The following is a 12,205-nucleotide window of genomic DNA, read 5'->3' as shown; positions in this document are numbered from 1 at the left end:
GTTCTCCCCCGGGGCTTCAGAGCTGGATGGACGTGGTGGTGAGGAACTCCTCCAGGCCGAAGCGGCCGTACTCGCGGCCGTACCCGGACTGCTTGTAGCCGCCGAAGGGGGCCAGGCCGTTGTGGGCGCCGTCGTTGACGCGGATCTGCCCGGCGCGCAGCCGCCGGGCGACGCGGTAGGCGCGCTCGGGGTCGGCGCCGCGCACGCCGGCGGCCAGCCCGTACGCGGTGCCGTTGGCGATCTCGACCGCCTGGTCCTCCCCGTCGTAGGGCAGGACGACCAGGACCGGACCGAAGATCTCCTCCTGGGCGACGCGCGACTCGGGTGCGACGCCGGTGAGCACGGTCGGCCGCACGTAGAAGCCGCGTTCCAGGCCCTCGGGCGCGTCCGGGCCGCCGGTGAGCACGGTCGCGCCGTCCTCGATGGCGGAGCGCAGGTGGTCGCGTACGCGCTCACGCTGCAGCCCTGACACCAGCGGGCCGAGCCTGGTGGCGGGGTCGCGCGGGTCGCCCACGGTGTACGTGACCGCCTCGTCGGCGGCGATCCGCTCGGCCTCGGCGAGCCGGTCGCGCGGGACGAGCAGCCGGGTCAGCGCCGAGCAGGTCTGCCCTGAGTTGAGGTAGCAGGCGGCGACGCCCTTGCGTACGGCGTCCTCGAAGGCGGCGTCGTCGAGGTCGTCGAGCAGCACGTTGGCGGACTTGCCGCCGAGCTCCAGCGCGGTGCGCTTGACGCCGGCGGCGGCGAGCTCGGCGACCCGCCGCCCCGCCCTGGTGGAGCCGGTGAAGGAGACCATGTCGATCTGCGGATGCCCGGCCAGCGCCTCCCCCGCCTCCGGCCCGGTGCCGGAGACCAGGTTGAACACGCCCGCCGGGAGCCCGGCCTCGTGCAGCACGTCCGCCAGCACGAACGCGTTGAGCGGCGTGACCTCGCTGGGCTTGAGCACCACCGTGCAGCCGGCCGTCAGGGCGGGGGCGACCTTCGCGGCGATCTGGTGCAGCGGGTAGTTCCACGGGGTGATGGCGCCGACGACCCCGATGGGGTCGCGGTGCACGACCGAGCCGCCGAGCCGTTCCTCGACCGCGATCTCGCCGGCGACCTGCGGCATCGAGGCGAACGTGCGGATCGGCGAACCCACCTGGATGGCCTTGGTGAGCTTCAGCGGCATGCCCAGCTCGTCCAGGATCATCTCGGTCAGCTCGCCGGCGCGTTCCTGCAGGGCGGCGGCCACGCTCGCGCACAGGGCGGCCCGCTCCTCCATCGGCCTGGCCGACCAGGCGGGCAGGGCGGCGGCAGCGGCCTCCACCGCGCGGGCCACGTCCTTGACGCCGCCGCGCGGCACCTCGTCGAAGACCTCCTCGGTCGCGGGGTTCACCACCGGTATCGCGGTGCTGCCGCTCGCCTGTACCCACTCGCCGTCGACATAGATCCGATGCGGCATGACCCCACCTCAAGAGAACGGACGCTTAATTCTAGATTCGGATTCTAGATTCGCTCTCCGTCCCCGTCCAGGGCACCCGGCGGTCAGCCGACGCGCACCGGCACCGTGCGCGGGCCGCGTACCTGGCTGGCCGCCCACGTCACCGCCGCGGGATCAGCCAGCTCGAACACCGGGATCCGCTCCAGCCACACCTCCAGCGCCACCCGCAGCTCCATCCGCGCGAGATGCGAACCCACGCACCGGTGGATGCCCAGCCCGAACGCCGCGTGCCGGTTCTCCTCGCGGTCGATCACCACCTCACCGGCCCGCTCGAACTGCGCCGGATCCCGGTTGGCCGCGGGGAACGACAGCAGCACCCAGTCGTCGGCCCTCATCTCCACGCCGTTCCAGGTCATGTCCTCCCTGACCAGGCGGGCCATCGTCACCGGCGCGTACGCCCGCAGGAACTCCTCCATCGCCGTCGGCAGCAGCTCCGGCTCGGCCACCAGCCGCTCCCGGTCGGCCGGCGTCCTGGCCAGATGCCACAGCGACGCCCCGATCGCGCTCCACGTCGTGTCGATGCCCGCGATGAGCAGCAACGTCATCGTGCCCACCACGTGGATCGGGTCGAGCTTCTTGCCGTACAGCTCCGCGTTCATCAGGTACGTGGTCAGGTCGTCGCGCGGATGCTCGATGTGGTCGTGGATCTGCGCCACCAGGTAGTCCGTCAGCCTGGTGAAGCCCTGGATGCGCTCGTCCTGCGGCCGGTTGATGCTCTCCAGCGCGTCCTCCACGAACGCGGCGAACTTGGGCCCGTCCTCCGGCGGGAAGCCCAGCATGTCGGCGATCACCCGCATCGGGATGTGCTGGGCGTAGTCGCGGGCCGCGTCCACCACCTCCTTGCCCTCCATCGCGTCGATGAGCGCGTGGCAGTACGCCCTGGTCGCCGCCTCCCGCTTGGCCACCGCCGACTTGGTGAACGCGGGCAGCAGCAGCTTGCGGGCGTCGTGGTGGAACGGCGGATCGGAGGAGATCGGCGGCACCGCCCCCACTGGCGCCAGCTCCTTCGGCGGGCGGACGTTGCTGACGATGATGGCCCGGGAGGAGAAGCGATCGGTGTCGTACGCGATCGACGCGACGTCCTCGTACCGGGTGGGCAGCCAGACCCCGCCGAACCGCTCGGTGTGCGCGATCGGGCAGCGCCCGCGCAGGTCGTCCTGGATGGGGTAGGGGTCGGCGGCCCACACGGGATCGACGTGGGAGAAGTCGGTCGCCCAGTCACCGACCGGGTCGGTGACCGGGTCGGTGACCGTGCCGATGGGCCGGTTCTTGCGCGCCTGCTCAAGCTTCTCGCCGAAGCGATCGTCGACGGTCATCGTCCGGCTCCGCTCTGTACCTGCATGGCCTGGTTCCCGTCTGTGCTGGGGGTCTCGGTTCCGGGTACGTCCTTGAGCGAATTAAAAAATCGTTCATTTGCCCCGTCAAGCCCCTAGCCCGCTGAAGAGGCCGCTGTCTAACGGCCTTGCAGATGGAAGTGCGTCACGCCAGATGGAAGCGGACATGGCAGTGAGCCATCGGAGTTCGCAGTAGGGGCGCGTACGGCAGGAGGTTCGGCCCAGGAGATGGTGGCGGCCTGGCCCCGGCGGCTGGCGTTGGTGGTGGCACCGGCGTGCGGCGAGTCGTTCGCGTCGTGGGTTGATCGGATGGCCCTGCGGAACGGATGTCCGCCGTGGGCGATGGCCGAGGCGCTAGGGCCTGGATGTACGCGCGTCTAGTGAGGTCCGTACCCGCGATCTCGGCGGGGCGGTCGGGCCGCGGTCGCCCCTCAGTGTCGAGACGACCGGGCGAGCCCGGCGGGGCGGCCCGCGCCTGACAGAGCCATCATGAACGCGGTCATCTCACGGGTGCGCCGCCCGCGATTCTCGATCGGCGGAGTCAGTGATCGCCGTGCGCGCCGGTGAAGGAGGCACCGATCTCCGCCATCCGCTCGGCCGCGTAGCCGGGGTCGATCAACGCTTCGGGGGTGTGGAGGCCGGGCGGCACGCGGTCGCCGCGCAGGCCGAGCAGTCGCTCGACGCCGAGGGCGACGCCGAGCGCCGTCAGGGGGCGCTGCCCCTCCGGGTGGAGGAGGTAGCGGCTCGTCCTGAGTGGTGCGCCCGCGCGGTCCACGCCTTCAAGGTCGATCTTGACCTCCGTGGACGCGGGCCCGCCGCGCCGCCTGCCCGCCGATTCACCGATCGCGAACGCGAAGCGGACGTTGGGCGCGCCCGTCGCGGCGGCCAGGCTCGGCACGTCGAGGATGGGGACGATCTGGCCGGGCAGCACGGCGCCGTCGACGCTGGTGACCTCCACCTGCGCGTCGGGGCCGCTGACCCAGTCGAAGACGCCGTCGCGGCGCACGTGCCCCGCCGAGGTGGCGGCCAGCAGGCGTGCCATGTCCGCCGTGGCCGCGGGCCCGCCGCTGTCCTGTTCGTCCAGTACGCCGCTGACCTCGATGGTGTCGAGCCGGTCGAACTCCCTGGCGAGGCCGAGCACCGCGAGGACGACGAGCCCCGCATACCAGTGGCTGGCCAGCAGGATCGGCGCCGCGCCGGCTCGCAGGCCGGCGGCGACAACCTCGGGGCCGATGTCGACCAGGCCGCTGGAGATGCTGACGTACGGCAGGCCGCGGTCCTGTGCGTAACGCAGTCCGTTCAGGTGGCTGTCCCACACCGTTGCCACGACCGCCGAGTAACCGTCGGTCCCCTGGAGGCCGAGGTCGCCTCGCCGCAGATCGAGGGTCACGGCTGTCGCGCCGCCGAGCTCGTCGGCGACCCGCCGGGCGCGGCCGAGATCGCGGCCCGCGATCGTCAGCGGCAGCTCCGGGTACCACTGGCGCAGGAGGGCTGCGGTCCCCGCGCCCGCCTGGCCGGATCCGCCCATGATCAGTACGGAGTGCTCCACGGTGATGTCCTCTCGCTAACCTACATTCTGTAAGTTACATTTTGTAGCTTATGCTGGGAGGCAACGCAAGGGAGGACGATGACCACGGGATCGACTCGCCTGTCCAAGCCGGCCAGGCGGGAGCAACTGCTCGACACCGCCATGGCGATCGTGCGCGCCCACGGCACCGACAGCCTCACGCTGCTCAGCCTGGCGGAGGCCGCCGGAGTAAGCAGGCCGATCGTCTACGACCACTTCGGCACCCGCCCCGGCTTGCTGATCGCGCTCTACCGGCGGCTCGACGAGCGGCACCGGGCCGCCTCGGAGGAAGCCCTGCGTGACGCGGCGGCCCGGCCCCGCGAGATCGCCCGTGTCCTGAGCGCCGCCTACTTCGCCTGCGCCACCGACATGCCGGAGTGGACCGCCATCTCCGCCGCGCTCAAGGGGAACCAGGAGATGGAGGCGATCGAACGCGAGCTGCTCGACGGCTACACGGACCTGATGGCCACCGCCCTGCGGCCGTACTCCGGGCTCACGCAGGAAGCCCTCCGGCTGCGCTGCGTCGGAGCGCTGGGCGCGGCCGAGGCGATCGCCGCGGAGCTGAACCGGGGGCGGGCCACCGTCACCGAGGCCATCGCGGCGCTGACCGACCTGACCGTCGGCAGCATCGACGCCGGAGCCCAGGACTGACGCTGTCGCGGCCCGTCGTGTGGTGGTGCTGTGGAGGTATCGGGCGGGCCCCGTGCAAAGGGTCGCCCTGGGCGGGGCGGCGTCCCTAACCCTTGACACCGCGGCCTTCTGCCCCCAGTCCCTGGCCGCGTCTGATCCGGTCTCGCGCGTCGCCAGAAGATTACGGATGGGAAGAAGGCCGCGGGCTCGGCGTCATCTACGGTCGCCATCGAGGACTGCGGCTGGCGAGCCTCGCACATGGAAGCCCTCTGCCCTCTATCCCGCGACGGCGGACAGGCAGTGGCGGTGCTTCGACATGACTACGCCGCCCGGCACCGTCTTGCCTACGCCGTCGACGGGGGAATACCTCACTGACCTCGACCCGACCTTCCCCAGGCGAAGGCATGGCGCGGATCCTGGCCGGCTCAATCGACACCTTCGTGCGCTCGGCATTGATCCAGCTGCCGATGATCGCATCGAGAACGCCATCCCGGCGGCCCTGGCAATTGCCAGTCGGATCACCGACGTCATGATCACCCCACAACACCTGCGCCGCCCTGCCCTTGGCGCCGCCATACCTGGGGCCTAATGATCACCTTGACCACCCTTCATGATCTGGGCACGATGCCGACATCAAGCAGACGCGATCATCGACCGGGTACATTCGACACCCATCGAAGTGACAGCGCCCAGGTTGGGAGCAGGCCCTACTGTCATCTTCGCTGCGTCCAGACAGTCGCCTGAGGGCCTTGCAGAGGTCCGTACGACACCAGGGAACCGATGGACCACAATGACCCGCATGTCTGCGATGCCCGAGGAGCATATCGAGGCCTCCTCCTCGTCCCGCTTCAACGACTACGACCGGATCGCCGAGGGGTACACGGCCGAGAACGAGACCAGCCTCATGCACGCGTACCATGCGCGGCCCGCGATGCTGGAGCTCACCGGGGATGTGACCGGAAGGCGCATCCTCGACTCCGGCCGCGGCTCGGGTCCGCTGTTCTCCGCGTTGCGCGATCGAGGCGCTCTCGTGACCGGCGTCGACGCGAGCGCCGGGCTCCTTCGCGGCGAAAGGCCGGCTCGTCGTGCTGGATGAGGCTGTTGCTCGTTACACCGGCATGCTCGATCAGTTCGGCGAGGACATGGCGTACACGGTGACGATTCCCGACTCGGGCGTCCTCACCATCGACGACGCCGTGCGTCGCATGGGATACACCGCTAGCGACCTGCAGGGTCCCGACGACCTGCCGCATCTCAGCGACGGCATCTCGCTTCACCAGGTCGGTGCCGGCATCGTCACCTTGGGTTGGGTCTTCCCCGTGCCCGAGCACCGACAGATGACTGACCAGTTGGGCGGCGAAGGCTTCCGGCACTGGTATGTGGCCTTCGACATCAACGGCTGTACCAGCATGCACGTCCGTTACGGTGAAGCCGAAGGTGACCTTGAGGGCCCCGAGCCGGCTTCCGGACCTTTCACACCCTGGACCGAGCTTCTCGGACCGTTGAGTGCCTATGCCGGTCTCTTCAGCAGGTGCTATGACACTGAGGAGGCGGATGCGTCAGTGGACATTGACGCAGCCTGCCTGGCCGTGGTCGAAGCGGAAAGCGGCGTTCGCCTGGATGGGGAGCTGATGAACAGTCCCGCTCCGATCCTGTCACTCCCTAGTCCAGAATGCGCTTAGCACGCGCAAGGTGACCGAGGTTCTCTTCACGCTGCTGGGTGAGGTCCTCGCCGCCCAGGCAGGGTGCGTCCGTTGCGGGGTCAGTCCCAGGTGGGCAGCAGGGGGTCGGGGTAGCGGGCGCCGAAGCCGCCGGTCGGGAGGATCTCGGCGATGCGCTTCAGGTCCGCGTCGTCGAGGGTGAGGGTGGCGGCGGCCACGTTCTCCTCCAGCCGCCGGGGGCTGCGGGTGCCGGGAATGGGGACGATGTCGTCGCCCTGGGCCAGGAGCCAGGCCAGGGCGAGCTGGGCGACGGTGGCGTCCTTGGCCGCGGCCAGGTCGGCGAGCCGCTGGGTGGCCTCCAGGTTCTTCTCGTAGTTGCCTGGCTGGAAGCGGGCGTCCCAGCTGCGCATGTCGGTGGGGTCGTACTCGGCGCCGGGCTTGGCCTGGCCGGTGAGGAAGCCCCGGCCGAGCGGCGAGTAGGCGACGAACCCGATACCGAGCTCGCGCAGGACGGGGAAGAGGCTCTCGACGTCCCGCTCGAACAGGGAGTATTCGGTCTGCAGGACCGAGACGGGCTGTACGGCGTGCGCGCGGCGGATGGTGTTGGCCCCCGCCTCGCTCAGCCCGAAGTAGCGGACCTTGCCGGCGTCGACGAACTCCTTGACCGTCCCCGCCACGTCCTCGATGGGCACGTTGGGGTCGACGCGGTGCTGGTAGAGCACGTCGATGACGTCGACGCCGAGGCGGCGCAGGCCGGCGTCGACGACCTCGCGGATGTGCTCGGGACGGCTGTCGACACCGCCTTCTCTGGTGCCGGTGAAGTCGAAGCCGAACTTGGTCGCGATGACGACCTCGTCGCGTATGGGGGCGAGCGCGGCGCCGACGATCCGCTCGTTCTCGCCCTGCCCGTACAGCTCGGCCGTGTCGAAGAACGTCACGCCCAGTTCGTGGGCCCGGCGGATCGTCGCGATCCCCTCGTTCTCGTCCGACGGGCCATAGGCCAGAGAGATGCCCATCGCGCCGTATCCCAGCGCCGACACCGTCAGCCCCTGCCGTCCGAGTGTCCGTTGCTTCATGATGCGTTCTCATCTCCAGCGATGTAAGAGGTCTCTAACATTAAGTAAGAGTACTCTAACATTGGAAAGGGAGGAGAATCGTTCGCCGTGAGCAGCCCCACGCCGAAGAAACGCGGCTACCACCACGGCGACCTGCGTCAAGAGCTGATCCGCGAGAGTCTCGCGCTCCTGGCCGAATCGGGCGTCAGCGGTTTCTCCGTGGCGAAGGTCGCCGCCCGCGTCGGCGTGTCATCGGCCGCGCCGTACCGTCACTTCCCCGACCGGGAGGCGCTGCTCGCCGCCTGCGCGGCCGCCATCATCGGCGACATCACCGACGTTCTCGCCGAGGCGGCCGGGCGGGCGGGGCCCGACCCCGTGGACCGGCTCGCCGCCACCGCGGGCGCCTACACCCGCTTCGTCCTGGAACACCGCACCGGCCTCGACCTCATCTACTCCTACGACTTCGCCGAGCCCCACCGTCCGACCGTCCAGGAGCAGAGCCGCCGGCTCACGGCCGCCCTCATGCGCCTGGCCGCGGACGTGCTGCCCGCCGACACCTCCTGGGCCGACACCGCCGAGTTCGTGTACGTGCACCTGTCCACCACGCACGGCTACGCCACGCTGCTGTTCAAGGGCACCCGCCCGCCGCAGGGCATCGACGACCACGCGGCTCGCGCCGTCGCCGCCGCCCGTGACCACATCACCGGGCATCTCCTGCGCCTGCGTGACGCCCGCTGACGAACTGCTCGTTGCCGGGGCGCGGAGCCGCCGTTATCGTGATCAACCTGCTCTCACCCCCGCGGAGGCCACGTGAACGTGCGGCAGGTCCACCTCATGCCCGGCACGGTGCGAGCGGCCCGGGTGCTCATGTGCGTACAGGTGCTCATGGAGGTCATGCTGAGCGCCCTCGTCCTGCTTCCGCTCGCGCTGAACGGGCTCCTGGTGCTCAACTTCGTGCTCGGCGTGGCCATGGCGGTGCTCGCCGGGGCGATTGTCTTCCTCATGCGGACCCGCCGCAAGTGGGTGCAGTGGGTGGGCCTGGCGATCCAGGGGCTGCTGGCGGCCAACGCGCTCGTAGGGCTGATGAGCACGGTCAGCGTCGGCGCGGCCGCCGGGCTCGCGCTGGCCGTGGGCGTCATCGCGCTGCTGCTGACCCCGTCGAGCAACGGCTGGTTCACCGCCTGAACTCCGCCGCGGAGGTCGTCACCGTGGCCGCCACGTGAGGCCCGGCTCATGACGCTCAGGTGGGTGCGGCGGCCGAGGCGGCGTCGTCCCAGAATCGCGCCAGTTCCGCGCAGATGAAGTCGGTCCGTTCCCGGAACACCCAGTGACCGCACTGCTCGATGACGCCGCCGCGGGCGTCGTGCGCGATGGCCTTCGCGCTCTCGACACAGTGGGAACCGAACGACGCCCGCCCGCCCCACGCCATCATCGGCACGCCGAGCTTCGCCGCGGTCAGCTCCTTCGTCTGCTCGGCCATCTGCGGGATGTAACCGTAGAGGTTCAGGCTCGCCCGCAGGTTGCCGGGCTGGCGCATCTGCAGGACGTATGCCTGGATTTCCGATTCCGGCACCGCGGTCGGGTCGTAGGCGAAGTCCCGGAAAAAGTGCCGCAGATACCGTTCCTCGCGGCCTTCGATGAGGAAACGGGCGATGTCCATGTTCATGTGCAGCCCGAGATGCCAGTACGTCACCCGGGGGTCCACGTAGCCCGGGTAGTCGAGCCCGAAGAACGGCGTCTCGATCGTCGAGAGCGACAGCGCGCGGTCTGCCGCCAGGTAGGCGAGGGCGACCGAGGCGGGTCCGCCGAGGTCGTGACTCAGAATGTGAAAACGATCAGCCCGCTCCGCCGCCAGCAGACCCAGCATGTCGGCGGCGATCGTCTTGGGCTCGTACCCGGCGAACGGCTTGTCGCTGTCGGCGAACCCCCTCAGGTCGGGCGCGATGAAGCGGTACCGGCCCGCCAGCCGTTCCATGACGACTTGGTACTCGCGGTGCGTCTCGGGCCAGCCGTGCAGGCAGATGACCGTCGGCCCCGAACCCGCGACGACGTAGTGCAGCCGTATGCCGTTGGTGTCGGCGCGCTTGTGTTCCAGTTCCATGCGCATCACCCCACAACGACCTTCCCTGCCCCGTTAACGCCCGGGTCAAAGCCCTCCCATCACGGAGACGCCGTCCACCCCGCGCTCCGGAGATCTCCGGTTCGGCGCGGCACGGGTGTTCGGGGGCCGGCGTTCTTGCGGGAGCGGTAGTTCGCCACCTTGACGCGGTTGCCGCATTCTTCCATGCCGCACCACTGCCGGTTGCCGCCTCGGGAGCGGTCGATGAACAGGCGGGTGCAGTCGTCGAAAGCGCACTCTTTGACGCGCAGCCGACCCTGTTCGGCGAGCAGTTCGGCGGCTGAGCGGGATACGGCGGCGGCCAGTGCGGTGGGGTCGCCTGTGCGGACGAGGCCCGCAGGCGTCAGGCGCAGCCCCGGGGGTGCGCCGGCGGCCTCCTTGTTGACGACGTGCAGGTCGTCCTCCGGCCAGGGGCGGTCGTTCATGCCCTCGATGACGAGGCGGTAGATGGCCTCGCGCAGTGTGCGCAGCCGCCGTAGGTCCGCGTCGCCGACCGGCGGCGGCTCGGTCGTCACGCCGGCTTCGACCGCCCATCGGGACAGGTCGGCGGGGGTGGCGAGGAGCTCGTCCTGGTCGCTGCGGCGCCACTTGAGCGTGCCGGCGAAGTCGAGGGCGAGGTTGCCGCTGACGAAGACGAAACCCACGACACCATCTTGACCGGTTACAGGTCCATGTCGCAAGGTGTACACCAGCTAAGACGGTTACAAGCATGGAAGGGCATCTCGTGATCACCGAGGACGAGTACCTCTACTACGTCGATCGCGCCCTCGACGGGATGGCCGCGATCGTCGCCGAGCTGGGCGACGAGGGGGCCAACATCAGGCCGCTGCCCGGCGCCAACTCCCCGTACGCGCTGCTCACCCACTGCCTGGGCGTGACCTCGTACTGGGCGGGGGCGCTCGTGTCGGGACGCGAGGTGGCCCGCGACCGCGACGCCGAGTTCGTCAGCTCGGGACCCGTCGGGCCGCTGCTGGAGAAGGTGAAGGAGGTACGGGCGAGGCTGGCCGAGGACGTACGGGCGGCCGTCCCCGCCGACCCGCTGCGCGGCACGCCGCCGGACGGCTTCCTCGGCCCCGACGACGTCCAGACGCAGGGATCGGCGCTGCTGCACGTGTACGAGGAGCTCGCCCAGCACCACGGACAGATGGAGATCCTGCGCGACGCGATCCACGCCGGGGCGGCGGCGTGAGCGGCCCGTTCGAGACCATCGACGTCGAACGCCTGCGCTCCGGCCACGGCGTCAAGTGGGGCTCCCTGCCGCCGGACACCATCGGCGCGTGGGTGGCCGACATGGACTTCGGCGTCCCGCCCGCCGTCCGCGAGAGCCTCCTGGAGGTCACCGACCGCGCGGACTTCGGCTACCCGTACTGGCCGGGCGAGGACCCGGTGGTCGCGGCGTTCGAGGAGCGCATGGCCGCCCGCCACGGCTGGCGTCCCCGCCCCGGACGGGCGCGCGTCTTCACCGACCTGCTGCAGATACTGCAGGTCATGATCGAGTACGCCACCGCGCCAGGCGACGGCGTCGCGATCCACGTGCCCGCCTACCCGCCGTTCCTGGCCAGCATCGCCAGGGCGGGACGGCGGATCGTCCCGCTGCCCATGACCAGCGACGCGACCGGCTGGCATCCCCCAACGGGCGACCTGACGGCCCGGCTGCGGGAGCAGGGCTGCCGGCTGCTCGTGCTCGTCAACCCGCACAACCCGACCGGCCGCGTCCTGACCTCCGGCGAGCTGCGCGCCTACGCCGGCGCCGCCGAGGAGCTGGACCTGGTGGTGCTGGCCGACGAGATCCACGCCGACCTGGTGTTCGCGCCGCACCGGCACGTGCCGTTCGCCTCCGTCGGCAGTGCCGCCGCCCGCACGGTCACGGCCACGTCGGCGACCAAGGCGTTCAACATCGCGGGCCTGCGCTGCGCCGTCGCGCACATTGGCCCCGACCGGCTGCACGACGCGCTGGCCGCCGCGCCGCTCGACTTCTTCGGCACGCCGAGCACGCTCAGCCGGGTCGCCACCCTGGCCGCGTGGCGGCGTTCGGACGACTGGCTGGCGGAGCTGATGCGCACCCTGGAACGCAACCGGCGGCTGATCGAGGAGTGGGCGGCGGGCCTGCCGTGGGACGCGCGCTACCACTCGCCGCAGGGCACGTACCTGAGTTGGCTCGACTTCACCGACAGCCCGATCGGGGGCCGCGCGCCCGCTGCCCGGCTGGAACGGCTGGCGCGGGTCAAGCTCAGCGAGGGGGCCGAGTTCGCCCAGCACACGGCGGTGGACACCGCCGCGTTCGCCCGGCTCAACTTCGCCACGAGCACCGCCACGCTCACCGAGATCCTCGACCGCCTCGCCGCCGCCCGCGAGTGAACGG

Annotated in this window: 14 protein-coding genes; 8 read left to right on the top strand and 6 right to left on the bottom strand. The window is 70.4% G+C overall.

Going from position 1 to position 12,205, the window contains the following annotated elements; genetic code table 11:
• Positions 1-16: 16 nt before the first annotated feature.
• The 3 genes from ACFFR3_RS41300 to ACFFR3_RS41290 form a co-directional block, all read right to left on the bottom strand.
• Complete coding sequence (locus ACFFR3_RS41300) at positions 17-1,438, bottom strand: aldehyde dehydrogenase family protein (RefSeq protein ID WP_345404261.1); 1,422 nt, start codon at positions 1,436-1,438, stop codon at positions 17-19.
• An 83-nt stretch (positions 1,439-1,521) separates the two neighbouring features.
• Positions 1,522-2,793 (bottom strand): cytochrome P450, encoded by a 1,272-nt coding sequence (locus ACFFR3_RS41295; RefSeq protein ID WP_345404258.1) that lies wholly within the window; start codon positions 2,791-2,793, stop codon positions 1,522-1,524.
• Between the two features lie 559 nt (positions 2,794-3,352).
• Complete coding sequence (locus ACFFR3_RS41290; RefSeq protein ID WP_345404255.1) at positions 3,353-4,360, bottom strand: saccharopine dehydrogenase family protein; 1,008 nt, start codon at positions 4,358-4,360, stop codon at positions 3,353-3,355.
• A 78-nt stretch (positions 4,361-4,438) separates the two neighbouring features.
• On the opposite strand from ACFFR3_RS41290, the gene ACFFR3_RS41285 reads away from it, so the two are divergent.
• The 4 genes from ACFFR3_RS41285 to ACFFR3_RS41270 all read left to right on the top strand — a co-directional run bounded on the left by ACFFR3_RS41285 (position 4,439) and on the right by ACFFR3_RS41270 (position 6,690).
• On the top strand, positions 4,439-5,029 hold the full coding sequence (locus ACFFR3_RS41285) for a TetR/AcrR family transcriptional regulator (RefSeq protein ID WP_345404252.1): 591 nt from the start codon (positions 4,439-4,441) through the stop codon (positions 5,027-5,029).
• Positions 5,030-5,195: 166 nt separating this feature from the next.
• A complete protein-coding gene (locus ACFFR3_RS41280) occupies positions 5,196-5,597 on the top strand; it encodes a DUF6461 domain-containing protein (RefSeq protein ID WP_379484908.1) in 402 nt (133 codons plus the stop codon).
• A 210-nt stretch (positions 5,598-5,807) separates the two neighbouring features.
• On the top strand, positions 5,808-6,104 hold the full coding sequence (locus ACFFR3_RS41275; RefSeq protein ID WP_379484907.1) for a class I SAM-dependent methyltransferase: 297 nt from the start codon (positions 5,808-5,810) through the stop codon (positions 6,102-6,104).
• Entirely contained in the window at positions 6,094-6,690 is a 597-nt protein-coding gene (locus ACFFR3_RS41270; protein WP_345404246.1) for a hypothetical protein, read from the top strand. The genes ACFFR3_RS41275 and ACFFR3_RS41270 overlap by 11 nt, the downstream gene beginning before the upstream one ends.
• Before the next feature lie 80 nt (positions 6,691-6,770).
• Here the strand turns inward: ACFFR3_RS41270 and ACFFR3_RS41265 are convergent, their stop codons facing one another.
• Positions 6,771-7,745: an aldo/keto reductase gene (locus tag ACFFR3_RS41265; protein WP_364380181.1), complete on the bottom strand. Its 975-nt coding sequence runs from the start codon at positions 7,743-7,745 to the stop codon at positions 6,771-6,773.
• Between the two features lie 87 nt (positions 7,746-7,832).
• Between ACFFR3_RS41265 and ACFFR3_RS41260 the strand changes: the two genes are divergently transcribed.
• The gene (locus ACFFR3_RS41260; RefSeq protein WP_345404243.1) at positions 7,833-8,462 is read left to right on the top strand and encodes a TetR/AcrR family transcriptional regulator; all 630 of its coding nucleotides are present in this window, start codon (positions 7,833-7,835) and stop codon (positions 8,460-8,462) included.
• 72 nt (positions 8,463-8,534) lie between these two features.
• Complete coding sequence (locus ACFFR3_RS41255) at positions 8,535-8,909, top strand: hypothetical protein (protein WP_345404240.1); 375 nt, start codon at positions 8,535-8,537, stop codon at positions 8,907-8,909.
• A 55-nt stretch (positions 8,910-8,964) separates the two neighbouring features.
• On the opposite strand, the gene ACFFR3_RS41250 is transcribed toward ACFFR3_RS41255, so the two are convergent.
• A complete protein-coding gene (locus ACFFR3_RS41250) occupies positions 8,965-9,825 on the bottom strand; it encodes an alpha/beta fold hydrolase (protein ID WP_364380185.1) in 861 nt (286 codons plus the stop codon).
• Between the two features lie 59 nt (positions 9,826-9,884).
• A complete protein-coding gene (locus ACFFR3_RS41245) occupies positions 9,885-10,487 on the bottom strand; it encodes a CGNR zinc finger domain-containing protein (RefSeq protein ID WP_379484906.1) in 603 nt (200 codons plus the stop codon).
• A 65-nt stretch (positions 10,488-10,552) separates the two neighbouring features.
• On the opposite strand from ACFFR3_RS41245, the gene ACFFR3_RS41240 reads away from it, so the two are divergent.
• Both ACFFR3_RS41240 and ACFFR3_RS41235 read left to right on the top strand, forming a co-directional pair.
• Positions 10,553-11,032 (top strand): DinB family protein, encoded by a 480-nt coding sequence (locus tag ACFFR3_RS41240; RefSeq protein WP_364380191.1) that lies wholly within the window; start codon positions 10,553-10,555, stop codon positions 11,030-11,032.
• The gene (locus ACFFR3_RS41235; RefSeq protein WP_364380194.1) at positions 11,029-12,201 is read left to right on the top strand and encodes a MalY/PatB family protein; all 1,173 of its coding nucleotides are present in this window, start codon (positions 11,029-11,031) and stop codon (positions 12,199-12,201) included. Before ACFFR3_RS41240 ends, ACFFR3_RS41235 begins: the two co-directional genes overlap by 4 nt.
• The last annotated feature ends 4 nt before the right edge of the window (positions 12,202-12,205 follow it).

The organism is Nonomuraea salmonea (genome assembly GCF_042428605.1).
Lineage (GTDB): Bacteria > Actinomycetota > Actinomycetes > Streptosporangiales > Streptosporangiaceae > Nonomuraea > Nonomuraea salmonea.
This window is presented reverse-complemented; position numbering and strand designations above follow the sequence as displayed.